Genomic DNA, 23,715 nt, shown 5'->3' with positions numbered 1-23,715 from the left:
CCTTGTTACGTTCTAACGGTTACGAACTGGATTGCCATCCTGAGGCGTTTGGTTATCTCAAAGATTCATCGGATTTACTTTCCTACCCAGATGAACTGCGCTTCCGGATGCAGGAGGATGGTTATCTATATTTAAGAGGCTTACTCAACTCCCAAGACGTTTGGCAAGTGCGTCAAGAAATTGCTGTCTGTTTAGCGGCTGAGGGCTGTTTAAATCCAGATTTTCCTATTCTGGATTGCATCGCTAAGCCGGGTTTGAGAATGAACTTTCGACCCGATTTGGCAGTACAAAGTCCAACACTAAAAAAGCTGCTTTATACAGGGCGGTTGATGGAATTATTTAAAGTTTTTCTAGAAGGAAACGTTCGCCATTTGGATTACACCTGGTTAAGGGCAGTTGCACCAGGGCGTGGCACTCATGTCCATTGCGATAGTGTCTACATGGGGCGAGGAACTGACAAACTTTATACTGTTTGGACACCTCTAGGCGATATTTCTTGGGACTTGGGAGGATTGATGATTTTAGAAAACTCCCATCGTCTAGAAACTATTAAAAACCGCTACGGGCAGATGGATGTAGATAGCTATTGTGCTACCAAAAGAACAGCTACTCTGTATGCCTCTGGTAAAAAATCGTGGAATGGCGCACTCTCTAGAAACCCAGTTTCCTTACGATCTAGATACGGAGGGCGTTGGCTAAGTACTGAGTTCAAGGTTGGGGATGTTCTCATCTTCAGTATGTTTACTATCCATGCCAGCCTGGATAATCGCTCCTCGGCTATCCGACTCTCTACAGACAGTCGTTATCAATTGGCATCAGAACCAGTAGATGAACGTTGGGTTGGAAGTAACCCGATTGGTCATTCTCTGGCTGGGAGGCGAAGTCGAATTTGCTAAGTCATCCCTTTCACAAGGCAGTACTGGCAAATGTAGTAAGATAAATTATTGGCTATATTTTCATAAACAATAAATAAACAGATTATCTACCAATTGGCAGCAAAATCCGATATTTATTGTCGTGCCAACCACTGACTTAACGTCGCCGCCTACGAGGCATCCCTTGCTTGGCTCTCGCCTCTTCAGTGACAGACTCAGCATGATCATCTGGGACAATTTGTGAGCCATATCTTCTGGCGTAAACCTGGGTAAATTCAGCACCAAAAAAGAGGATTTGAGCTGAATAGAATACCCACGCGAGGATAATCACTAAAGAACCTGCTGCACCATAAGCTGAACCAAAACTTCCTCCTCCCAAATACCGCCCCAACACAGTTTTGCCAATGGTGAATAGTAAAGCGGTGATGACGGCTCCAATCAAAACATCATTCCAGGTAATTTTGACATCCGGCAGGTACTTGTAAATTAGGGCAAATAACAGTGTGATTACACCAAAGGAAACGACAAAGTTGACAATTCCCCAGATGAAGTCTACGCCAGGAATTAAATGGCTCATGTAAGCGCTTAATCCAGATAAAACAGCACTCACAATCAGGGATACCATCAGTAAAAAGCCAATGCCCAGCACCATCGAGAAGGACAAAAAGCGCTTTCTCACAAAGCCCATGACACCACCAATGCCCTTTTCTTTTTTTGGCTGCACTTCCCAAACGGTGTTAAGGGCATCTTGGAGTTCAGCAAATACCCCAGAAGCACCGAAGAGAAGAACAACAATACTAATCAAAGAGGCAATGCCACCCCCGGATTCAGGCTTGCTGGCATTCTCAATCGCGTCCTCAATTACTTTTGCACCCTCTCTACCGACTAGTCCTTGAATTTGCCCAACAATCTCGCCCTTAGCAGCGTCTTCCCCAAAAACTGCACCTGCAACTGCGATCGCAATAATGAGTAAAGGTGCTAGTGAAAAAACCGTGTAATACGCCAAGGCAGCAGCTAAGCGTGGTGTCTTATCTTCCTGCCATTCCTGAAATGTTTCTTTAAGCAGTCCTACAATAGCTTTGGCATTCATAAACTCGCAACTCCGCACGAAAGCACTGCACTGGGTAGCTCTAGTTTTAAGTTTTCTTGTTTTGAATTACAACAACCTAAAGTTAGAAACCAATGTACGCATGAGTGTTGATTTTGACGCTCCTCTTACCTAGAAGAGTAGGAGCTTGCCAAAGCCATGTTTAAGGTCAAGAAAAACTACCTTCAAGTAGACATAGTAATGTGACGGCTTCCCCAAACTCAGTGCGATCGCACAGCAAGAAGACGATGAGTGTCTATTCCAAAATTTTTGTCACTCATCCAGATATCGACCGATTTTGTCCTGATCATCATCCCGACTATACAATTGAATGTGTCTGTACCATTGTTGGAGCCAATCAGATAGTTGTTCGCTACCAGATTGATGTCTCTCAATCGCCGCTTGACACTCTTTATAAAATTGCACAAGTCTGACGTGATTATCGATATCTGCTGTCGTGAAGCTATAACCTTGTGCTTGGGCAACATTGACAAAGCTTTGACGATTGGGAGTTTCTAAGGCTTTAAGCTGATCTTGTAAAGCTTTATCTTGGCAAACGGCTTGCAAAAAATGGGCGACATCTTCTTGCTGGGACATCACACAACTCGTCTATCTTTAACTATCGATCAATCAAGTGTAGTCGCAATCTACTGTGCCGGATTACGATAAGAGCCTACTGTGACAACTATCGTTGCATTTCTAGAGGAACTGAAACAAACACATCGGCTGTGTCAAATCTAGAAATATTACTTGCAATGTTTTGGGCGTAGACACGTATTGTAGATATTGACACGCTTAAAACTGGATTAGCGAAGATTAAAACGATGCCTGTGGCTATTAGTTCCTCTACTATCACTGCCTTCCCCCTCACAGCGGTTGTGGGGCAAGAAGCGATTAAACTTGCTCTGCTATTGGCAGCAATTGACCCTGGATTGGGAGGAGTTGCGATCGCAGGTCGTCGTGGTACTGCTAAATCCGTGATGGCACGCGCCCTCCACGCCTTACTACCACCGATTGAAGTCGTCAAAGATTCCATCAGTAACTGCGACCCCAACAGCCCCAATGAGTGGGATGACCAATTACTAGCACAGCAAGTTGACCCTTCAACACTCCCCACACAAGTCATTCCTGCCCCCTTCCTTCAAATTCCGCTTGGAGTCACAGAAGACCGACTTCTCGGTTCAGTGGATGTTGAGCAATCCGTCAAACGAGGAGAACCTGTATTTCAGCCAGGACTACTGGCACAGGCACATCGAGGTGTCCTATATATTGATGAAATTAATCTGCTCGATGACCAAATTGCCAATCAACTGCTCTCCGTTTTAACTGAGGGACGTAACCTGATTGAACGGGAAGGCATTAGCTTTCAACATCCCTGCAAACCGCTGTTGATTGCGACCTACAATCCTGAAGAAGGACCACTACGGGAACATTTGCTCGATCGCATTGCAATTACCCTGTCCGCTGACGGTGTATTAGCCTTAGACCAACGAGTACAAGCAGTAGACCAAGCCATTGACTACGCGAAATCTCCCCAAGATTTTCTAGCGCAGTACAACGAAGATACAGACTCGCTAAAAACAGAGATTGTCTTAGCGCGGGAGTGGCTTAAGGATGTTCAAATTACCCATGAGCAGATTGCCTATCTCGTGGATGAAGCGATTCGAGGTGGTGTCCAAGGACATCGCGCTGAATTATTTGCTTTAAGAGTGGCGAAAGCCGCCGCCGCATTGGAGGGTCGTCAGAATGTCATCGCTGAAGATTTGCGTCGTGCTGTGGAATTGGTGATTGTGCCGCGTTCAACAATTGTCCAGACACCGCCGGAAGAACCACCCCCACCTCCTCCCCCACCCCCTCAAGATGAATCTCAACAGGAGCAAGAGGAACAGGAGGAAAAAGACGAAGAGGACAACCCCGAAGAACCAGAACAGGAACCGCCTAGCATCCCTGAAGAATTTGTTTTCGATCCAGAAGGTGTGATCCTCGACCCTACTGTTCTTTACTTTGCCCAGATGGCGCAGCGGCAAGGTAAATCAGGGAGTCGTAGCATTATCTTCTCGGAAGATCGAGGGCGCTATGTGAAGCCTATCCTGCCCAAGGGACAAGTACGCCGGATTGCTGTTGATGCCACACTTCGAGCCGCAGCCCCTTACCAAAAGGCACGGCGCCAACGTCAGCCGGATCGGAAAGTAATTGTAGAAGCAGGTGATATTCGGGCGAAGCGATTAGCCCGAAGAGCGGGGGCTTTGGTGGTGTTTGTAGTAGATGCATCCGGTTCAATGGCGCTGAATCGGATGCAATCTGCCAAGGGGGCAGTCATGCGTCTCTTAACGGAAGCGTATCAAAACCGCGACCAAGTATCGCTGATTCCCTTCCGAGGAGAACAAGCAGAAGTCCTCTTACCCCCAACCCGTTCAATCGCTTCCGCACGTAGACGATTGGAACGAATGGCTTGCGGTGGCGGTTCCCCCTTAGCTCATGGATTAACTCAGGCTGTCCGGGTTGGGGTGAATGCCCAGATGTCTGGGGATATTGGTCAGGTGGTGATTGTGGCAATTACTGATGGACGCGGGAATATTCCCTTAGCACGTTCTTTGGGTGAGCCGTTAGTGGAAGGGGAAAAGCCAGATATTAAAGCAGAATTGTTGGAGATTGCTAGTCGGATTCGAGCGTTAGGGATTCAACTATTAGTCATTGATACGGAAAATAAGTTCATCTCTACAGGTTTTGCTAAGGAACTTGCCAAGCACGCGGGTGGGAAGTATTATCACTTACCAAAAGCTAATGATCAAGCGATCGCAGCCATGACGAAAAATGCGATCGCTGATTTAAAATCTCGGTAGTTTTCAGTCCAGACAAGGTAGGTAAGGAAAAGGTCAAAGTAAAAATTCCCTTCACCTTGCCTTTTCCTCTTGAACCGTCAGTGAAATGCAACTTGAATGCACATTAGCCTAAGACTTTAAGGAGCGTTAGTGACTGATGGAACGATTCAAAAAAATCACACACGTTATCTATGACCTTGACGGCTTACTCCTAGACACGGAACCCCTATACGCCCAGATTGTCCAAACGATTATCAGCCGCTATGGAAAGGTTTGCGATCGCGCTATCCAAGCTAAGCTGGCTGGTAGAAATGCTTGGGATTCAGCACAGATTCTCGTTGAGAGGCTTGCCTTACCAATCACTGTCCAAGAGTATTTACAAGAAAGAGAAGAATTTTTGGATCAACTGCTTCCCCAAGCTAAACCGCTTCCGGGTGCTGTGCGTCTAACTAAACATTTCTACCATCATCAGATTCCTCAAGCTGTAGCAACCAGTTCTGCCCGTCGCACATTTAACCTCAAAACTAATCATCATCAAGAATGGTTTGCCTTGTTTGATTGCCTAGTAGTGGGAGATGATCCTGCCCTGAAACGAGGAAAACCTGCACCCGATATCTTCTTACTCGCCGCGCACCGTCTGGGAGCAATTCCTGAGCAATGTCTCGTTTTTGAAGATGCACCTGCTGGAATGGCAGCAGCACTGGCAGCGGGAATGTCGGTGGTTGTTGTTCCTCACCCTAATGTAGATAGACAACTGTACCAAGGCGCTCACCAGATTATCAACTCACTAACAGATTTTGACCCTGAGTTGTGGCAATTGCCATCATTTGTCGTGTTAGAGGACTACGTTTAAGTTTCCGATCAAAGCGAAAATTAGAGGTAGGAGCCGCTTCGGTTTTTTAACGTTCACCTGCTTAGCAAGAACTATCTTCTACAAGTCATGCAGATTACCAAAAGTCTTCATTCCGCTGTTCTTGTTTCTGACTTGGAACAGGCAGAGCATTTTTATAGCAACATTTTGGGATTATCTAAGGTAGATCGAATTCTTAAATATCCTGGTGTTTGGTATCAAATAGGTGACTTTCAGCTTCACCTCATTGTTGATCCAATAGTTGCAACAAAGCTTGCTAATCCTGAAAAATTGGGTCGTAATCCCCATGTTGCCTTAGCTGTAGAAAATCTGGATGATGCTAAAAGCCATTTAACAGCTCATGGTTGTATGGTGCAAGCCAGTGCCTCTGGTCGAGCCGCACTATTCACTCAAGACCCAGATGGTAACATCATTGAACTTACTCAGGTGTAGGTGTGTAAAGACTTGCACTTTGATAACGGCTGAAAGCGAGTAATGAAAATTATTGCCTACTCCTACAGTGATCCACTGTTAGAATCGGTACCTGATCCAGCGGTTTGGGGCTGGGAAGTAGATCGAATCTATCAAGATTTAGGAGGGCGTCAGCAACTGTTACAACTATTAGATGAATGTCTTGCCGAACCCGCTGATTACTTGCTAATTCAGCGTTTGGAAGAATTGGGCGACTCGCTGGCAGAAATAAGCGATCGCCTTTTACAAATCGAAGCAATGGGTGTTCAGCTCATTGCGACAGAACAATCTTACAGTTCCTCTCAATTAACCAATTCAACAACAGGTGCCAACATCCAGACAAGTCTATTGCAACTCTTGGGTGAAATTCAACGTGAGGCAAACAGTCGTCGCTTGCGGCAAGGGCACGCCCGTAATCGTCTCAAAGCTTTACCCCCTCCAGGAAAAGCACCCTATGGCTACCGACGAGGGAAAGACCGCTACATTCTTGACCGTAGTACTGCACCCGTTGTCAAGGAATTTTTTGAACAGTTTCTACTTTATGGTTCATTGCGTGGAGCTGTGCGCTATTTAGAGAAAAAGTACGGTAAGAAAATTTCGGTTTCAACAGGACGACGTTGGCTTACCAACCCAATTTATCGAGGCGACCTTAGCTATCAAAACGGTGAGGTAATTTCTGATACCCATAGCCCGATTCTGAACCGGGAAGAAGCCGCCCAGATTGATCGACTGCTACGGCGAAATCAACGATTACCACCCCGTACTGCTAGTGCGCCTCGCTCTTTAGCGGGCTTAGTAGTCTGTGGCGAGTGCGACTCGCACATGAATGTCGCCAGTGTTACTCGATATCGCAGAGACAAAGAATATCTCTACCTTCGCCCGATTAGCTGCCCTAAGCGTCCAAAATGCCGTGCGATCGCCTATGAAAAAGTATTAGAACAAACCATTCAAACAATTTGCCAGGAATTACCTCGTGCTGTTGCTGGCATGAATGTACCCAATTTGGATGGGGTGAAGCAATCGCTTACCAGTCAAATTGCGAAGAATCAGGATATCTTAACTCAGTTACCGACCTTAACGGTTAGTGGTGTCCTTGATTCAGAAACCGCTGATTTACGCGCTTACAAACTCCGTACAGAAATTTCCCAATTGCGATCGCGTATGGCGGCACTACCACCTGTTAATTTAAAAGCGATCGCTCAAGCTGTATCGATTCCCCAATTCTGGAGTGATTTATCAGAATCAGAGCGCCGATTCTACTTTCGAGAATTTATTCAGCAGATTAAAATAAATCGCCAAGACAAGACATGGCAATTACAACTAATTTTTATTTTTTAGCCTAATTGTTGCTGGAAATTGTCTCAAGTCAAGGATAATTCAACAGAACCAGGTGTAAAACTGCCTCAGATAATCTAAATCGGTGATGCGTCAAGTCAAGTTGCCATAAGCACGCTATAGGCACAGCCTGTGCGCGTAACGCCTGTCGCCACTGTGAATCGAAGTGAGGAGCAAAAACCTGGGAGATATTATGAATGCGAGTGAACTGCTAAAGCGTTATGCCGCAGGAGAGCGAGATTTTGTAGGAGTACAGCTACAGGGAGCTTATCTCACTGAAGCGATTTTAATTGGAGCTGACTTGAGGCAAACTGATCTGAGTGGAGCGAACCTGAGTGGAGCTAATCTCAAAGGAGCAAACCTAAGTGATGCTGATCTGCGTAACGCTAACCTGAGTGTTGCCGCTCTAGGTGGCGCAGACTTTAGCGATGCCAACTTACAGCAAACAAACTTGAGACAGGCAAATTTACCCGAAGCTAGCTTGAAAAGAGCCAACCTGGTAGCCGTAAACTTCAGAGAAGCGAACTTAATGTTTGCCAATCTCTCAATGGCAAACCTCTATCAAGCCGACTTACACGGAGCCACACTTTATCAAGCTATCCTACATCGGGCAATCTTACAGGATGCAGATTTAATTGGGGCAATTCTTCAGGGTGCTGATTTAAGAGGAGCCGACTTGAGCCGAGCCTGCTTGATTCGTGCCGACATATCCAGGGCCATTTTAATTGCCGCAGACTTGAAGGGGGCAACCCTACTCGGAGCAAACCTTAAAGGAACCGTTCTTACTGGAGCGATTCTCCCGGATGGGAAAATGCAAAAGTAAACTTGATAAGAATGCGGGAGAGTTGTAGGAGTTCAGAAGTAGAGTTTTGTTCTGAATTCCTGAATTCTGAATTCTCTACCTTGAGTTCTGAAATCACCCCTCAATCCTCTCCAGCGAGAATAATCAATTATTAGAACCACTACTGCCATCTAGTCGTTAGCTGTGTTCCCCAACGGTAGTACTCTTACGAAAACACTACCGATTGAGAAGCCGTAGAGAAACGATTCTTACTGCCTTGGATCACTCTTAGCAAGATTATTTAAAACAGCGTGGAATTTTGTAAAGACTCAATAAAGGCTACTTGACTTTCTTGCTAATGGTTCGCCAATTGTCTTATCATACGAACGTAATACATGTTATACGCTTGTCTTACAGTTTCGACCGTCTTAGAGGATGAAAGTAGTGGTTTGCATTGCTAGCCCTATGCTTCAAAACTCTTACAGGTTGGACACCACCAGGGTTGTCTATCTTTTCCGCGTCAATCTCATTGTGCCTGAATGTGGTGTTTTTTAGGTAATAGCATTATGAGTCCCTTCAACTCAGAACAAAAGTCCAGTAATCTAAAATCGGTCAAGTCTGATTCTGTATCTCGTGAGGAAATACGAGAATTTGACCTCCATAATCAACTAGCTAAGCTAGCGCTTCCCTTAGCTCACGCTTGGAAAGACAATCATCCCAATGCTCAACCGGGTTCGGAAGCTGATTTAGATGAGTGCGTATTGGCAGTAGCAATCGAAATGGCAGTAGCTGGCGAGGCAGTCGGAGGTCCGATGGGCGCTTTAATCGCTGCTGGAGGTGGCATCGCTGCTGCTGGTGTGGCTTGTAGACGAGTGCTTTAAGCATTATTCTAGTTAAAGTGTATTACAAGATTAATGTATTACCAAAGTCATTAAAACTCTCAGGTTTCTGTAGTACGGTAATGGCTTGGTGTCAATTAGGTTTTTGCATTGTTGGGGAAGCATTAAGGTGTGACTTAAGTCAATTCACCTTTTGTGAAATTTTCTATACTCCATAGGTTTTGGCAGGTCTAACTTTCTCGTTACATTGGTGCATTTTGTTTTGTAACAGAAATCTAGCCGGGACAGTCTGAGTCAGCGATCGCGCAATGAGTTCGGTTGGTGCTGAAACTCATGTGAAGACATGGTGCATGAAGGTCGCACATCAGACGACAGTCGCAAAGCTTGTTGCTCACTTGAGCATCTTAAGATCTTGCATTCCCTTAAAGTCCCTTCTTGATTAGGGAGGAAGTAGGCTTTCTCCCCAAAGTTAGAGAGCGAAGAGGTGTGGGGAGAAGTTTGTCGTTAGCAAGAGCAGGGTTTTTTGCATAACTATATTGCCGTACAGAGCAATTAAGCTTTTGTTCTGAAATTTTCAAGATTTTGCCAATTTATTATCACGTTCAGGAGATTGTTTCATGACAACTAAGTTTGAGCCAGAGTCAAAATTTTACAACCAGGAATTAAATGGACAAGAGAAGAATTCTCTTGTAGATCTGAACCCCAATGGTTTAAATAATTACAGGAATCAGCAACGTTCTCTGGAGCCTTTTGTACCTCAGTCAGCCATCAATCCAGTTGACTTTCAGCAGATGAGTACATCGGTCACACGCCAGAACTCTCAGAAAAAGCGCCTTCCAGGGTGGTCAAGGTTGGGTTTAACCCAAAAAGCTACGGCTTTGGCGATCGCACTCGGTACTATTCCAGTATTGCTGACTGGAATAACCGCTTACCAATATGCCAACCAAGCGTTCAGCAAGCAAATTTCCGAAACCAAAATTGCTAGCGCCGTTAGTGTAGAAGATAAAGTCAAGCGCTTCATGCGTGAGCGTTATGGAGATATTCAGGTACTAGCAGCTCTCCCCGTGCTGAGCAACCCAAATCTTAGTGAAACTACTCCTGTGGCTGAAAAGGAGGTAGCCCTAAACCGCTTTGTAGAAGCTTACAAAATCTACGACAGCATTGCTGCGTTCGACCTCAAAGGCAACGTGATTGCCCAATCGCAAGGGGATCGCCTACAAAACCACAGCGATCGAGACTATTTTCAGACCGTCATCAAAACCGGGCAACCTGTTATTAGCAAGCCACAACTATCCCAATCTTCTGGAAAGCTTGTCATTCACATTGCTGCACCTGTTAAAGATCAATCTACTGGCAAGACAATCGCTGTTGTCCGTTCTCGGATGCCAGTTACAACCCTTGACGAGTTGCTCAAAAACTTCGGTACTGACGGAGACGAATATTATTTGATTGACTCGACTACCGGAACAATATTCGTAGTGAACGAAAAGAATAAGGAGAATAAAGATTCTCAGGTAGTTTTTCCGGAACTCGCCAAACTGCAAGCCCTCAACAAGCCAAATACTTCAGTCATTCGTGATGTAGCTGACGACAGGGAAATTCTGTTTGCCTATGCACCGTTTGGCGAACTAGAAGGCTTGCCCGATCTTCCATGGGAAGCGGCTATTGCCACACATACAGAAACAGCCTTCGCACCACAGAGACAATTACTCCTAGTTCTGACCTTGGGAACTGGCTTAGCCGCATTGTTAGTTAGTGCGATCGCCGCTTATCTCGCTAAACGGGCAACGAATCCAGTTCTCGCTGTCACCGATGCTGTGGAGAGACTAGGACAAGGTGAACTTTTCACTCGTGTTGCCGTGCAAGGAGAAGACGAACTCGCTGCCTTGGGGGCTAATATCAACCTGATGGCAAGCCGATTGGAAACTTTATTGTGGACACAAGCAGCAGAAACCGAGCAAGCAGGATTATTCGGTGACATTGCAAGCTCCCCCGCTCGTACACTGCAAGACCTAGATGAGATCTTTGACAAGGCAGTTCTAGGCGCTCTACGCATCCTGGAAGCTGATCGAGTCGTCATCTATCGCTTTGACTCCAACTGGCGTGGATATATCTCCGCCGAAGCCGTCGTTCCTGGCTTGCCTCAAGCGTTGGGAGACAAAATTGAAGACCCATGTATTAGTGAACATCTCCTAGAAGCTTACAGAAAAGGACGAGTCGTTCCAACCAATAATGTCTTTGAGGCAGGGTTTCACCCTGAACACTTGGGCTTGATGGAACGACTGGAAGTGAAGGCAAATTTAGTGACACCAATCCTCAAGGATGGTGAACTCTATGGTTTATTAATTGCACATCACTGTCGCGCTCCACATGTTTGGCAACAGTCTGAAACCAATTTCCTCAAGGAGTTAGCGATTCGAGTTGGACTGTCCTTAGATCGTGTAAATTTCTTAGCCCAAAAAGAAGCTGAAACGGCACGCGCCCAGCAACTGAATGAAATCATCACGGGTATCCGGGAATCACTCAACGTCGAAGACATTTACGAAGCGGCGATTACTGGCGTTCGAGAAACCATAAAAACTGACCGAGCTGTTGTCTATCTCTTTGACGAGAACTGGCAAGGAAGCATCGTTGCCGAAGCTGTGGGCGCGGCATGGCCCAAATCCCTGGGTGCAACTATCCATGACCCCTGTTTTGCTGAGCAATATATTGATAAGTACTTGGAGGGTCGAGTCAAGGCAACTGAAAACATCTACGAAGCTGGTTTGACAAAGTGTTACCTCGGTCAACTAGAACCCTTCAAAGTGAAGGCAAATTTAGTTGCTCCAATTCTTGCCTACAACAAATTACACGGCTTACTGGTAACCCATCAGTGTTCAGCGCCACGCGCTTGGCAAGAGGCAGAAATCACCTTCTTCAAGCAGGTAGCCACTCAAGTTGGTCTAGCGTTGGATCGTAAGGATTTCCTAGAACAGATTGAGCAAGGACGGCAAAAAGCAGAAAATCTGGCGGCTGAGCAACGTCAACAAAAAGAAATACTCCAGTCCCAGCTTTTAGGACTCCTGAGTGATGTGGAAGAGGCAGCTCAAGGCGACCTCACCGTTCGTGCGGATGTGACGACTGGGGAAATTGGCACAGTAGCCGACTTCTTTAACGCCGTTATTGAAAGCTTGCGTGTAATCGTCAAGAACGTGAAAAAAGCCGCAATCCAGGTAAACGCTTCACTCGGAGAAAACGAAGGGGCAATTCGTCAACTTTCCGCTGAAGCGCTCAAACAAGCGGAGGATACAACTCGTACTCTCGAATCGGTTGAGCAAATGACTCGCTCGATTCAAGACGTAGCTGAGAACGCCCGACAGGCTGCTGTCGTTGCCAGGGTAGCCTCTTCTACCGCTGAAGCCGGTGGAGTCGCGATGGATCGCTCCGTACAAAATATCTTCACCTTGCGAGAAACAGTTGCCGAAACCGCGAAAAAGGTTAAGCGGTTGGGTGAATCGTCCCAGAAAATTTCTAAAGTCGCTTCACTGATTGAGCAAATCGCGCTGCAAACAAATTTGTTGGCGATTAACGCCGGGATTGAGGCGGCGCGTGCTGGTGAACAAGGTCAGGGTTTTGCGGTGGTTGCGGAAGAAGTTGGACAACTAGCCGCACGTTCGTCAGCAGCGACCAAAGAAATTGAACAGATTGTGGAAAATATCCAACAAGAAACCGCTGAAGTGGTCGAGGCGATGGAACTCGGTACAACACAGGTCGTGGAAGGAACCCATCTAGTGGAGGATGCCAAGCAGAGTCTAAGCCAGATTTTGGATGTGTCCCGCCAAATCGACGCTTTGGTGCAGTCAATTTCGAGTGCAACAGTGTCTCAGGCTCAAACCTCGCAAGCTGTAACGGAGTTGATGAAGGAGATTGCGCTCGTCTCTGAACGCACGAGCAATTCTACCCGACAAGTTTCTGGCTCTCTGCAAGAGACGGTCGGGATTGCGGCTCAATTACAAGCCTCTGTGGGTACGTTCAAAGTTGGTGAGGACTAAAACAGCAGGGGCGCACAGCCGTGCGCCCCTACAAGAAATTTGTACTGTATTGATTTGAAAAACGCTATCAGGCTTAGATGTAAAGTAGCTTACTCATTTGCCTTAACGCGGACAGCGTTATGATCGCGAGTGATGATGGGTGCTTGTTCCACGTTGACTTACTTCACGCTGTTTCCGTTTTGTAATGTCTTTGAAGACAACGGAAAGCCCTTCATTAGAGGGACAAGCATGGACTTCAAACCATTTCTCCAAAGGCGCATAAAATTCTTCAAAGCTCACGGTAATTTGTTGAGCAACTGCCTTGTGATACTCATGATCAAAGGTTGAGCCTACCATTTCAGGAAACACATCCCACAACATCTGACCGAGGAGTTCATTTCGCGATCGCTGTAAGATCTGCTCTGCTTTATGATTGCATTCTGTGAACTGCCACTGATGGTCGATCGTAAAAAATCCATCAGAGATACTTTCAAGAATCTTACTAATTTGCTGGTTGGACGCGACTAAAGCTGCCTCGGCTTGTTTGCGCTCTGTAATATCGCGTTGGAGTGCAACCCAATGAGTCAGTTGACCGTTTTTGTTGGCGATCGGCACAATATTGAGTTCAACCCAAAATTCCGAGCTATCTTTACGGTAATTCAGCAACTCAACCTGAACAGGTCTCTGCTGGGACAGTGCTGTCCGAATTTTGTCTAACTGAGAGCGGTCTGTTTTGGGGCCTTGTAGTAGGCGTGGAGTTCGACCGAGAACTTCCGTCAGGTCATAGCCAGTAATACGGGTAAAGGCTTGGTTGACATACAGCAGCTTCGGACTTGGCTCATCGAGTTGTCCAGCTTCAGTAATTAGAATGCCGTCTTGGGTATTTTCAACCGCTGACTCTAATAGACGCATCCGCTCTTCTGCCTGTTTACGTGCGGTGATATCACGAACAAAGCTCAAAGAAACCAGTTGGTCGCGATACTCAATGATTCGGCTGCTGATTTCAACCTGTATCTCTGTACCATCCTTACGTCGCAGGGCGTGATCAAAGATGATACTGCCCATTGCCTGCATTTGCTGATTAATTGTCTTTTGACGGACTTCAGGAACTGGGACATCAATATCCCTGGTTTTCAGCTTGAGGAGTTCTTTGCGGGTATAACCTAGTCGTCTAGCAGCATTTTGGTTAGCATCCAGAATACGGCTGGTTGATAAGTCGATGATAAAGATTGAGTCGTTAGCGTACTCAAATAAGTGACGGTAGTTGGCTTCTGATTCCCGCAGGGATTCTTCTACGTGGTTGCGCTCAGTGATATCACGCGCTGTGCAAATTACGGCTTCAACGCAACCGCTGATACCAAGGATTGGGCTAAGAATGCACTCGTAATCTCGAATTCCGTCGAGAGTTGGGTAGCTGATTTCCTTGGTTAGGGGTCGCTTGGTTGCAAATACGACTTCCCGTTGGGAATCTATTGGCTCAATCTCCATGACTTCTGGAGGCAAGTCTAGCTGTCCCCAGGTTTTACCCAAGATGTGACGCTGCTGCAAGCCAAATAATTGTGCGATCGCGAGATTCGCATAAGTAAATCTCCCCACCCGGTCAATGACGCAGATCGGGTCAGGAGAGGCGGAGAGTACTTGGTCAAATATCCTGGCTTGCTGCGAAATCCTTGCTGCCAGTTCTTGCAGTTCTGTTTCGTCCGGCTTGCTTTTGTCGCTATTTGACTCTACTTCTTCTGTTGTTGCTCCATTCTTTCCCGCCCACCCTTTTGGAATACCATTTATTTCGCTAGAGAGAGTGCCCCCAACCATAGAAGAGTTGGAAAGAAGCAGTGAGTGTTCCATTACAGGGCTAATCTCACTAACTCGACTTTCTACATCTGGTTTTTGAGAAAGTTCTGTTAGCTGTTCATTCAGTGTCGTGACATTCTTTTCTAACTTGTTCAGGTGTTGTTGAAGCTCTTCAACCGTAGCCAGACGTGAATCATTGAGGGGAAGTCCAAAGGCTTGCTTCAATGCCTCAACAACTATTGCTGTGCGATCACGACCTGTCGCCTCAGCCCGAAACCGAATCTCCTGAATCAGGTTTTCTGGAAGTCTAAAAGTCGCTATTTTGCTGACCATTGTTAGAGAAGATGTTTATAAAGTTATCTGACAAAGAGATTTGCCCCTGTAGTCTAATGCTAATCACCAATCAGTAATCAGTGCAGCATTCATGAATCCACTCCGGAAAATACCCAAAGTTCTTGTTCGAGAGAGATGAGCAAGGGTGAATGGTTGAGCTTGATTCTTCATACTCCACCCATAAGTATGTTCCAACTCTCGGCTACACCCTTTTGTCAACGGAACTAACTTTGCTCTCTAATTGGGAACTTTGTCGTGAGTCAGTCGTAATTGGTCTTAAGTCAAACGTTCAGAGTATTAAATCTGTACTTGATTACCTCTAAGGCTGACCGTATTATTACCAGTGTTGCAAATATAACTGCCTGGATCATCCGTGATTTCACGGGTATCGTTTTACTTATATATCCATAGGCATTACCACGACTCAACTCCTTATACTAGTAAAAGTGAGGAGGAATAGGTTTGCTACAAGCTTTACGGGATAAGCCCTTGCTGTGACTCTCCACTCTGCCTCTACTGGGACATTTTGTTATCGGAAAATCCGTAATATGCCTTGTACTGCTTACAATCTGGTTGGTCAGAAGCGATCGCTTCTTCCTTAACCTAGCTTTCTTGAGGAGAGTGTGTTGACCCGTGTGCTTTATAGGCAAGGCTTAAGGTGCTTTACAGCTCGGAGGACACGATAGCGTTCAAAGCTCTATTTCACCAATACCTATTGACCCCTAATAAAATTCTACAGGAGGCAAGCCTTTCTGGATACTTTTTATACAATGAACCTAATGATTGTTCAAGTGTTGAGAGAAACAGGGCTTACACTTTTCAGTTACCAACTAACTACCCGTAGAGTTTGAACGCCCTTGTAAACACTACGTGTAGAGTTTGTGTGTAAGCCCTGATATTTGTTTTCGGTGCTCATCTCATATTTTCTGCCTTCGCTCAATGCTTCTGCTTCAGCAAGATGTCTTAAATCGTTTACGCTGATTGGCTGAGAATCAAAAAAAAACGCCCGCAAGGGCGCTTAATCAGGGTGCATCTACTAGACTTAAGTTTAACCTGATGAGGGGTTTCACCCCCCACCCCACTTAATAAAACTCTACATTGTACAGTTTTGTCTGAGTCAAGTTGGCGGCAGTTCCAGACAAATTGCCCCCAACACCCCCTTACGAAATTCATTCAACAGTTGCCGTGCTGTACGCTCTACGTCCCCTTGATGGCGATAATCTGCTAAAGCGTGCAGGTAGTCCTCAGCCGTGAAGGATGCGGGGTCAAGCTCGTAGCGCGTCTTTAGGGGAGACGGTGGTAATAAACCGTACTCAGCAGTATCCTCTAAATCTTTGAGTAATTCAACTAAAGCAACCGCTACCCGTTGATTGTCGTAAGAAGCCTCACCGATGTCGTCACAGATCGCGAGTTTAAGCGCCTTTTGTTGATTATTTAACTTCGCTGGGATAACCCCAGGCGCATCAAGTAGCTCAATTTCGTCAGAGATGCGTACCCAGCGTAATTGTCGTGTCACACCAGCACGACGAGCACTCTCTACTACCCGACGCCCTAAAAGGCGATTAATTAGGGCGGACTTACCAACATTGGGGAATCCCATAGCTACAGCACGAACAGGCCGAGGTTGCATTCCGCGATCGCTCCGACGCTGATTCAATGCCAATCCTGCTGCCTGTGCTGCCTGGGTTACTTCACGAATCCCTTTACCCTGTTGGGCATTAGTAAAATAAGGTGTCTCTCCCTGATCCCGAAACCACGATACCCATAGCTGTCGGGCAGCGGGCGTAATCATATCCACCCGGTTAAGCACCAACACCCTGGCTTTACTGCCTACCCACTGGGAAGTTTGAGGATGATGCGTTGAGAGAGGAATCCGAGCATCCCGCACCTCCAGCACAACATCCACTCGCTTGAGCTGTTCTTTTAAATCCCGCTCAGCTTTGGCAATGTGACCGGGATACCACTGGATTGAGGGAGTAGTCATTTGTCAGTTGTCAATTGTCCTAGGCTCACAACCATTATGGTTGCTTTTAGGGCACAAAGTTTTTTTATCCTCAGTCCAGTGTCATTGGGACTGAGTGATTAACAACTAACAACTGACAACTAACCCCTTACGGAACCACCAGAACTGGGCAAGGAGACAAATTAATCACCCGATTGGTGACACTTTCTGATGCCCCTTCTTCTGTTAATCCCAGCCCTCGACAGCCCATGACAATCAGATCAGCGCCGATTTCATCAGCAACATCACAAATTGTAAAAGCAGGCATACCTTCACGAGACATTGATTCAGCGGTAATGCCTTGCTGGGCAAACAGGGCTTGAGCATTTTTCAGCAGTTCCGCCACTGCCTCTGGTGAGATCATCGCCTCCGAACTGGGAGGTTCTTCTTCAGGATTAACTTCTTCTAGCACCGACAGCAGGAACAAGCGACTGCCATATTGTTGGACAACATTGGCAACAACTTCAGCTGCTTCGCGGGCTTCTCGGCTTTGGTCAACGGGAAATAAAACAGTCTTAAACATCACACGCATCTCCGAGACGCGGACTCCGGTAAAATGTGGACGGGCTTGAGAACGAAGATTCTTCGCTTTGGAGATTCAGTTGGTGTACAACGAGTGAATCTACAGGGCAATTATCAAGTAAACAAGTCTGGAATCTTGATAAGAGCACATTGCATCAGGTAGAGCAATTTAGGAGATTACTACTGTGTCCAAAAAAACTGTAGCAGATTTAAATGAGTCAGATTTGGCTGGGAAACGGGTACTGGTGCGAGCGGACTTGAATGTGCCGCTGGATGACAATGGCTCAATCACCGATGATACCCGTATCCGTGCCGCTTTACCCACTATTCAAGATTTAATTAAAAAGAATGCCAAGGTTGTTTTGTGCAGCCACTTGGGGCGTCCTAAAGCCCAAGTGAAGGAAAGCTTGCGCCTGACACCGATCGCGAATCGTCTTTCGGAACTGCTCGGTCAGACTGTTACGATGTGTGACGACTGTGTTGGGGATGCGGTTACTGCCCAAGTTAATGCCTTGGAAAATGGTCAGGTAGCTTTGCTCGAAAATCTCCGCTTCCACGCTGGAGAGGAAAAGAATGACCCAGAATTTACCAAACAATTGGCAGCATTAGCAGATGTCTATGTCAATGATGCCTTTGGGACAGCCCACCGCGCTCATGCTTCGACAGAAGGCGTTACCCATTATCTGAAGCCTTCGGTAGCGGGTTACTTGATTGAGAAAGAACTCCAATACCTCCAAAGTGCGATCGAGAATCCTCAAAAGCCCTTAGCGGCAATTATTGGAGGGTCTAAGGTTTCCAGTAAGATTGGCGTGATTGAAACATTGCTGGATAAGGTCGATAAGCTGCTGATTGGCGGTGGGATGATTTTTACCTTCTACAAAGCCCGTGGCTTGAGTGTGGGGAAATCACTGGTTGAAGAAGATAAGCTGGAACTCGCTAAGTCTTTGGAAGCCAAGGCGAAAGAGCGAGGCGTTGACTTATTATTGCCAACTGATGTTGTTGTTGCAGATAATTTTGCGGCTGACGCTGATTCGCGCACAGTCAGTATTGAAGCGATTCCTGATGGCTGGATGGGTTTGGATATTGGGCCTGACTCAGTGAAGGTGTTCCAGGATGCACTGTCGGATTGCAAGACAGTGATTTGGAATGGCCCGATGGGTGTGTTTGAGTTTGATAAGTTTGCCGTGGGAACAGAAGCGATCGCACACTCGATGGCTGAACTCACCAAGCAAGGCGCAACCACAATTATTGGTGGTGGCGACTCAGTAGCAGCAGTGGAAAAAGTTGGTGTAGCTGAGCAAATGAGTCACATCTCAACTGGCGGCGGTGCAAGTCTAGAGTTGCTTGAAGGCAAGGAACTCCCTGGCATCACTGCACTAGACGATGCTTAAGCTGATCTGCCTCTAAATTAAATATTGACAAAAGAGGGGTTCGATGCCCCTCTTTTTAATAAAAAACACTTAGCCGTGAGTTGAATGAATGCAGCTAGTTCAAAACAAAATCAGACTGCAAAGTTAAGTCCAAATCGGCATCTGGATTTATAACAACCACTTCTGCTTCATTTCTACCTCCAAGAAGCAATCCTGCAACCGCACCAAGTCCACCACCCGCCAAGACTTGTAAAAAATCAATATCGCCTAACACTTCAGAAAGTACCGCTGCTGCGGCTGCACCGATCGCAGCCCCTTTGAGGATACTACTTGAATCGCTTCCTTTTTCAATTGTTTCAGTCTCAGTAATGATTTCAGAGGTAGCATCAATGGGTCGTTGGCGCTCAGTATTTCTAAACGTTAGTTCCTCAGCAACAAACTGAGTCCCGCCACCCACAGGTTGCAAATTTCCTGCAATTTGGCTTCCCGCCGGAATCAACAGTGTTCCCGCCGCAGAGCGAATGTCTTCTGCAACTGTCAGAGTTATTGGTGCTGTTTCATCCGGCGTAACAACAATTTTTTCAGCCTCCTCAAAGCGAACCGGAATCACTGTCCCTGCTGAAACTCGAACTTCTCTAGAGCGTGGAAAGAGTTGTCCAACAACGTAGGGATTGGACATTGCTGTAGCTGTAGTAGCACTTAGGATTGGGAAAGCAGCGGTTGCAGTTATTCCCAATGCAACAAGCACGGCAGTTCTGGACTGCCAGCGACGGGAAATCAACATTAAAATTACACCCCCAAAGTATAGGCACGTTTGGGGGAAGTAGACTCAAGATTTTTCGGAATGTTCCCAACTAATTTTTTGGAATCTACAACGGCTATCTTGGGAAGCTGTTAGTTTTTAGGTGCCACTTGCTAAGCACAATATATTATTTGTTCCGGTGTAGAGACGTACAATTGTACGCCTCTAGCTGGTTCATCGGATGGCTAAGACAAACAAATAAGTCTCGAAAAAACAGGGTTAGGCTGTAACTAACTCAGTGTGTCTGCTAGTTTCAGCTACTGAGTCACTAGCTGCTTCGAGACTCGTTGTTTGCGTTGCAGATGCAAGTTCAGCGAGATTGATTTTGACTACGCGATCGCGTTCTTTCTCCAACTTCGGCAAGATTAACGTCAAGACACCATTACTAAACTCTGCCTTTACCTGGTCATGTCGTACTGGTAAAGGTAGTTCTACAACTCGATGGAACTTGCCATAGTAGAACTCAGAACGGAAGTAACCTCTGTCTTCCTGACCTTTTTCATAAGGACGCTCACCAGCGATTAACACAGCCTCGCGTGTCACCTGAATATCAAGATCTTTGCGATTGATACCAGGAAGTTGAACACGCAAAATCAGGTTTTCTGGGGAGTCTTGTAACTCAATTGCTGGACTCCAGGTTTCAGAGCGATTGTTAGTGACGCTTTTAAGCTCATCGAATACCTGGTCAATTTTACTGCGAAGGGTTTCTACTTCATGAAAAGGTTGCCAACGCATGATCATCATAGGTTTCTTACCTCTACAACAATCTTGAGATGTAATCTGTTTCACTTTGGTTAGAGAGGTCTTTTGTTCTCTCTATTTCTGAAAGCTAATTTAGCGAAGGAGATTGGTCTATGACAACTCCTCCTATTGTGGAGTTTCCCGAACAGAATGCATATCGGTTTTCCGTATTGCTAAAAAGTTTACGAAATTATAGATTCTTCACTAAATTTCATCCTTAGTGATGATTCTTAATCTATCAGCGGCAGTGTTTAATACCTTTTGATAGAAGTTTTCTCTATCTGAAATAGGAGTTTGTCATGCGAATTGCTCAAATTGCCCCCTTATGGGAGCGAGTTCCACCCCCAGCTTATGGAGGGATTGAACTGGTTGTTGGTTTGCTTACAGATGAGCTTGTTAAGCGTGGACACGAAGTTACGTTGTTTGCCTCTGGCGATTCAATTACTCTGGCGAAATTAGAATCAGTTCACCCGCAAGCTTTGCGTCTAGATCCCACAGTTAAGGAATGCGGCATCTATGAGATGCTGCAACTGAGTCGGGTTTATGAACAAGCTTCGGAGTTTGACATCATTCACTCCCACATGGGCTGTTCAGCTTTGCCCTACGCTAATTTGGTAAAAACTCCCACGGTTCATACGCTTCATGGGATTTTTACTCCCGATAATGAGAAAATGTTTACTCATGCCCGTCGTCAACCCTATGTCAGTATTTCCGACGCGCAACGAGAGCCAAGGTTAAATCTCAACTGTGTCGCAACGGTTTATAACGGGATTGACCTAAACACTTATAAGTTTTATGAAAAGCCACAAGAGCAACCATACCTAGCATTTCTCGGACGAATTTCTCCTGAAAAAGGAACCCATTTGGCAATCGAAATCGCCAAGCGTTCGGGCTGGTGCTTGAAAATGGCGGGTAAGGTGGATGTGGTTGATGTGGAATACTTCGAGCAAGAAATCAAGCCTCATATTGATGGTAAACAAATCGAGTATTTGGGAGAAGCCGACCACGACAAGAAGAATGAGTTGATGGGTGGGGCAGTTGCAACCCTATTTCCTATTACTTGGCGAGAACCCTTTGGATTGGTGATGATTGAGTCAATGGCATCGGGTACGCCAGTGATTGCGATTGAACTCGGTTCAACATCAGAAGTGATTGCCCACGGCAAGACAGGCTTTTTGGCGAATAGCGTTGAGGATTGCATCGCTTCAATTGATAAAGTGGGTGAGTTGAACCGTTATGCTTGCCGGGAACATGTAGAAAACAACTTCAGTGTTCGACGGATGACTGATGGTTATGAAGCGGTTTATCGGCAAATTGTCGCAGAGCGTTTTGCGGAAAATGGTCACGTTCGGAGATTAAGCCGAGTGTAATGTTAGTTGGAGTAAGATAACTTCACCTTTTTATGTCCATCGTAAGTGTTGTAGGTGGACATAAAAAAGGCGATCGCAACACCCGAATTGAAGCAATCCATCGCATTGTACGTCAAGTGAGGCTTCTAGTGAAAAAGCGATCGCCTTTACCATTGGCAGGAACTTCTACTTATGCCCCAGAAGATAAAGGCACACCATGAATAGTCAAAACCAGTTTCTCTGGACATCTGGCACATAACACCTAGTACCTATAAAAGTTGCAGCTACATTAGAAAGAGCCTGACGCTACAAAACTGCTATTTCAATGCTGCAAGCACAACAAGTCTTACAAGGGCGTTATCAACTCAAGCAACAGCTAGGACAGAATCCAGGACGGCAAACCTGGCTAGCTTACAACCTTGAGGTATCGCCACCTGAATTGGTAATTGTCAAACTGTTGGCGTTTAACCCTCAGATGCAGTGGGATGAATTCAAGTTGTTTGAACGGGAAGCGCAAGTCCTGAAACAACTGAACCATCCTCGGATTCCTCGCTACCGTGATTATTTTTCCTTGGATAAAGAGGCAGGTGCTGGCTTGTTCTGGTTTGGATTGGTACAGCAGTACATTCCAGGGACTTGTGTGCGGCAGTTGTTGAATCAGGGCAAACGGTTCACAGAAACCGAGGTGCAAAAAATTGCGACTGATGTTTTAGAGATTCTGATTTATCTGCATGGCTTAAATCCACCTGTCCTGCATCGGGATATTAAACCGAGTAATTTAATTTTGGGTAATGATGAGCAGGTATATTTGGTGGATTTTGGGGCAGTGCAAGATACGGGAGCTACGGAAGGTATTACCTTTACGGTAGTGGGAACAACAGGTTATGCACCATTAGAACAATTTTGGGGAAAAACTGTACCTGCCTCTGATCTTTATGCCTTGGGAGCAACACTAATTCATTTATTAACAGGAACAGCACCGGCTGATTTGCCTTCTAAGGATTTGCGGATTCAATTTCGCGATCGCATTTCGGTTAATCCGCGTCTGGTTCGCTGGGTTGAAGCCCTGACTGAACCGGACTTGGAACAACGCTTTACCCAGGCAACGGAAGCACTTACAGCCTTGCGTACCGATCGTTATCCCAAAACGACTTCCCGTTCTACCCTTTCTCAGCCCATAGGCAGCCGGATTCGACTGAAGAAATCTCCTGAACGGTTGTCAATCACCATTCCCAAACCCAAGCGATCGCTGACGAAATTTATTGCTTTTGTTGCCAAAATTATCCTAACAGCAGGCTTCCTCCCCTTTATGGTGATTAGCATCCTCATAATTCTGGTCTTGGTTCCACTGTTGTTTTACAGTCTGACCTACGGTTTTGGAGTAGCAATTCTTACATTCATCCTCATTGTTGTAATGAGTTCCATAGTGGCTGCAACTAACAAAGAACTCGCAAGAGTCCAAAATGAAATCAGTGAAGCATTGGGGACTTTATTTGGGCAGCAACATATTGAATTTTGCCCAGATACTTTTGTGATAGAGTGCCGAATGCTTAGCTTAAGCTATCTTCGACAAGTGGCTAACATTGCAGATATCAAGAATGTACAAGAGATTCCCTTTGAAAAGATAGCGATCCAAGTCAAAGGTAGAAAGTATTTCTTTGGTAAAGAATTAACTGAATCAGAGCGCTGTTGGTTAACTCAAGAAATTAAAGATTGGCTAAGCTCTACAAATTAA

19 protein-coding genes are annotated in these 23,715 nt (G+C 45.9%); 12 read left to right on the top strand and 7 right to left on the bottom strand.

The features are described 5' to 3' along the window. Window positions 1-2 precede the first annotated feature (2 nt). Window positions 3-896 carry a phytanoyl-CoA dioxygenase family protein gene (locus AC5JL3_RS23665; protein WP_496076811.1) on the top strand — a complete coding sequence of 298 codons (894 nt, stop codon included), beginning with the start codon at window positions 3-5 and terminating at the stop codon, window positions 894-896. Between the two features lie 136 nt (window positions 897-1,032). Here AC5JL3_RS23665 and AC5JL3_RS23660 read toward each other — a convergent pair whose 3' ends face one another. Both AC5JL3_RS23660 and AC5JL3_RS23655 read right to left on the bottom strand, forming a co-directional pair. Continuing rightward, a complete protein-coding gene (locus AC5JL3_RS23660) occupies window positions 1,033-1,965 on the bottom strand; it encodes a YihY/virulence factor BrkB family protein (RefSeq protein ID WP_496076810.1) in 933 nt (310 codons plus the stop codon). Window positions 1,966-2,235: 270 nt separating this feature from the next. After that, window positions 2,236-2,559 carry a Nif11-like leader peptide family natural product precursor gene (locus AC5JL3_RS23655; RefSeq protein ID WP_496076809.1) on the bottom strand — a complete coding sequence of 108 codons (324 nt, stop codon included), beginning with the start codon at window positions 2,557-2,559 and terminating at the stop codon, window positions 2,236-2,238. Window positions 2,560-2,786: 227 nt separating this feature from the next. On the opposite strand from AC5JL3_RS23655, the gene bchD reads away from it, so the two are divergent. From bchD to AC5JL3_RS23620, 7 genes are all read left to right on the top strand, one after another. Then, window positions 2,787-4,805: a magnesium chelatase ATPase subunit D gene (bchD, locus tag AC5JL3_RS23650; RefSeq protein WP_192221183.1), complete on the top strand. Its 2,019-nt coding sequence runs from the start codon at window positions 2,787-2,789 to the stop codon at window positions 4,803-4,805. 136 nt (window positions 4,806-4,941) lie between these two features. Continuing rightward, window positions 4,942-5,637, top strand: coding sequence for an HAD-IA family hydrolase (locus AC5JL3_RS23645; protein ID WP_496076808.1), 696 nt, complete (start codon window positions 4,942-4,944; stop codon window positions 5,635-5,637). An 87-nt stretch (window positions 5,638-5,724) separates the two neighbouring features. Continuing rightward, complete coding sequence (locus AC5JL3_RS23640) at window positions 5,725-6,087, top strand: VOC family protein (RefSeq protein ID WP_192221185.1); 363 nt, start codon at window positions 5,725-5,727, stop codon at window positions 6,085-6,087. Between the two features lie 42 nt (window positions 6,088-6,129). Continuing rightward, window positions 6,130-7,443, top strand: a complete 1,314-nt coding sequence (locus tag AC5JL3_RS23635; RefSeq protein ID WP_496076807.1) for a recombinase family protein — start codon at window positions 6,130-6,132, stop codon at window positions 7,441-7,443. A gap of 190 nt (window positions 7,444-7,633) precedes the next feature. After that, window positions 7,634-8,263 carry a pentapeptide repeat-containing protein gene (locus tag AC5JL3_RS23630; protein WP_496076806.1) on the top strand — a complete coding sequence of 210 codons (630 nt, stop codon included), beginning with the start codon at window positions 7,634-7,636 and terminating at the stop codon, window positions 8,261-8,263. Window positions 8,264-8,787: 524 nt separating this feature from the next. Next, window positions 8,788-9,102 carry a hypothetical protein gene (locus tag AC5JL3_RS23625; protein ID WP_192221188.1) on the top strand — a complete coding sequence of 105 codons (315 nt, stop codon included), beginning with the start codon at window positions 8,788-8,790 and terminating at the stop codon, window positions 9,100-9,102. 575 nt (window positions 9,103-9,677) lie between these two features. After that, window positions 9,678-13,091, top strand: a complete 3,414-nt coding sequence (locus AC5JL3_RS23620; protein WP_496076805.1) for a methyl-accepting chemotaxis protein — start codon at window positions 9,678-9,680, stop codon at window positions 13,089-13,091. Window positions 13,092-13,208: 117 nt separating this feature from the next. Here AC5JL3_RS23620 and AC5JL3_RS23615 read toward each other — a convergent pair whose 3' ends face one another. The 3 genes from AC5JL3_RS23615 to AC5JL3_RS23605 all read right to left on the bottom strand — a co-directional run bounded on the left by AC5JL3_RS23615 (window position 13,209) and on the right by AC5JL3_RS23605 (window position 17,719). Continuing rightward, window positions 13,209-15,194, bottom strand: a complete 1,986-nt coding sequence (locus tag AC5JL3_RS23615) for a PAS domain-containing protein (RefSeq protein WP_496076804.1) — start codon at window positions 15,192-15,194, stop codon at window positions 13,209-13,211. A gap of 1,117 nt (window positions 15,195-16,311) precedes the next feature. Continuing rightward, a complete protein-coding gene (gene ylqF, locus AC5JL3_RS23610; RefSeq protein WP_496076803.1) occupies window positions 16,312-17,178 on the bottom strand; it encodes a ribosome biogenesis GTPase YlqF in 867 nt (288 codons plus the stop codon). A gap of 127 nt (window positions 17,179-17,305) precedes the next feature. Then, window positions 17,306-17,719: a universal stress protein gene (locus tag AC5JL3_RS23605; RefSeq protein ID WP_496076802.1), complete on the bottom strand. Its 414-nt coding sequence runs from the start codon at window positions 17,717-17,719 to the stop codon at window positions 17,306-17,308. Window positions 17,720-17,903: 184 nt separating this feature from the next. On the opposite strand from AC5JL3_RS23605, the gene AC5JL3_RS23600 reads away from it, so the two are divergent. Then, window positions 17,904-19,109, top strand: coding sequence for a phosphoglycerate kinase (locus AC5JL3_RS23600; RefSeq protein WP_496076801.1), 1,206 nt, complete (start codon window positions 17,904-17,906; stop codon window positions 19,107-19,109). A gap of 94 nt (window positions 19,110-19,203) precedes the next feature. Here AC5JL3_RS23600 and AC5JL3_RS23595 read toward each other — a convergent pair whose 3' ends face one another. Both AC5JL3_RS23595 and AC5JL3_RS23590 read right to left on the bottom strand, forming a co-directional pair. Then, window positions 19,204-19,872, bottom strand: coding sequence for a hypothetical protein (locus tag AC5JL3_RS23595; protein ID WP_496076800.1), 669 nt, complete (start codon window positions 19,870-19,872; stop codon window positions 19,204-19,206). Window positions 19,873-20,109: 237 nt separating this feature from the next. Further along, the gene (locus tag AC5JL3_RS23590) at window positions 20,110-20,634 is read right to left on the bottom strand and encodes an Hsp20/alpha crystallin family protein (RefSeq protein WP_496076799.1); all 525 of its coding nucleotides are present in this window, start codon (window positions 20,632-20,634) and stop codon (window positions 20,110-20,112) included. 296 nt (window positions 20,635-20,930) lie between these two features. On the opposite strand from AC5JL3_RS23590, the gene AC5JL3_RS23585 reads away from it, so the two are divergent. The 3 genes from AC5JL3_RS23585 to AC5JL3_RS23575 all read left to right on the top strand — a co-directional run bounded on the left by AC5JL3_RS23585 (window position 20,931) and on the right by AC5JL3_RS23575 (window position 23,715). Beyond that, on the top strand, window positions 20,931-22,001 hold the full coding sequence (locus AC5JL3_RS23585) for a glycosyltransferase family 4 protein (RefSeq protein ID WP_496076798.1): 1,071 nt from the start codon (window positions 20,931-20,933) through the stop codon (window positions 21,999-22,001). Window positions 22,002-22,033: 32 nt separating this feature from the next. Then, on the top strand, window positions 22,034-22,201 hold the full coding sequence (locus tag AC5JL3_RS23580; protein ID WP_496076797.1) for a hypothetical protein: 168 nt from the start codon (window positions 22,034-22,036) through the stop codon (window positions 22,199-22,201). Between the two features lie 104 nt (window positions 22,202-22,305). Continuing rightward, a complete protein-coding gene (locus AC5JL3_RS23575; RefSeq protein WP_496076796.1) occupies window positions 22,306-23,715 on the top strand; it encodes a serine/threonine protein kinase in 1,410 nt (469 codons plus the stop codon).

It is taken from the genome of Symplocastrum torsivum (assembly GCF_059505465.1).
Note: the sequence above shows the minus strand (reverse complement) of the source record. Positions and strands in the feature narration are given on the sequence as shown.

What these genes read in the sequence shown, in the direction of transcription:
- AC5JL3_RS23660 (WP_496076810.1), bottom strand. Translation starts at nt 1,965, where the DNA reads ATGAATGCCAAAGCTATTGTAGGACTGCTTAAAGAAACATTTCAGGAA.
- AC5JL3_RS23655 (WP_496076809.1), bottom strand. Translation starts at nt 2,559, where the DNA reads ATGTCCCAGCAAGAAGATGTCGCCCATTTTTTGCAAGCCGTTTGCCAA.
- bchD (WP_192221183.1), top strand. Translation starts at nt 2,787, where the DNA reads ATGCCTGTGGCTATTAGTTCCTCTACTATCACTGCCTTCCCCCTCACA.
- AC5JL3_RS23645 (WP_496076808.1), top strand. Translation starts at nt 4,942, where the DNA reads ATGGAACGATTCAAAAAAATCACACACGTTATCTATGACCTTGACGGC.
- AC5JL3_RS23640 (WP_192221185.1), top strand. Translation starts at nt 5,725, where the DNA reads ATGCAGATTACCAAAAGTCTTCATTCCGCTGTTCTTGTTTCTGACTTG.
- AC5JL3_RS23635 (WP_496076807.1), top strand. Translation starts at nt 6,130, where the DNA reads ATGAAAATTATTGCCTACTCCTACAGTGATCCACTGTTAGAATCGGTA.
- AC5JL3_RS23630 (WP_496076806.1), top strand. Translation starts at nt 7,634, where the DNA reads ATGAATGCGAGTGAACTGCTAAAGCGTTATGCCGCAGGAGAGCGAGAT.
- AC5JL3_RS23625 (WP_192221188.1), top strand. Translation starts at nt 8,788, where the DNA reads ATGAGTCCCTTCAACTCAGAACAAAAGTCCAGTAATCTAAAATCGGTC.
- AC5JL3_RS23620 (WP_496076805.1), top strand. Translation starts at nt 9,678, where the DNA reads ATGACAACTAAGTTTGAGCCAGAGTCAAAATTTTACAACCAGGAATTA.
- AC5JL3_RS23615 (WP_496076804.1), bottom strand. Translation starts at nt 15,194, where the DNA reads ATGGTCAGCAAAATAGCGACTTTTAGACTTCCAGAAAACCTGATTCAG.
- ylqF (WP_496076803.1), bottom strand. Translation starts at nt 17,178, where the DNA reads ATGACTACTCCCTCAATCCAGTGGTATCCCGGTCACATTGCCAAAGCT.
- AC5JL3_RS23605 (WP_496076802.1), bottom strand. Translation starts at nt 17,719, where the DNA reads ATGTTTAAGACTGTTTTATTTCCCGTTGACCAAAGCCGAGAAGCCCGC.
- AC5JL3_RS23595 (WP_496076800.1), bottom strand. Translation starts at nt 19,872, where the DNA reads ATGTTGATTTCCCGTCGCTGGCAGTCCAGAACTGCCGTGCTTGTTGCA.
- AC5JL3_RS23590 (WP_496076799.1), bottom strand. Translation starts at nt 20,634, where the DNA reads ATGATGATCATGCGTTGGCAACCTTTTCATGAAGTAGAAACCCTTCGC.
- AC5JL3_RS23585 (WP_496076798.1), top strand. Translation starts at nt 20,931, where the DNA reads ATGCGAATTGCTCAAATTGCCCCCTTATGGGAGCGAGTTCCACCCCCA.
- AC5JL3_RS23580 (WP_496076797.1), top strand. Translation starts at nt 22,034, where the DNA reads ATGTCCATCGTAAGTGTTGTAGGTGGACATAAAAAAGGCGATCGCAAC.
- AC5JL3_RS23575 (WP_496076796.1), top strand. Translation starts at nt 22,306, where the DNA reads ATGCTGCAAGCACAACAAGTCTTACAAGGGCGTTATCAACTCAAGCAA.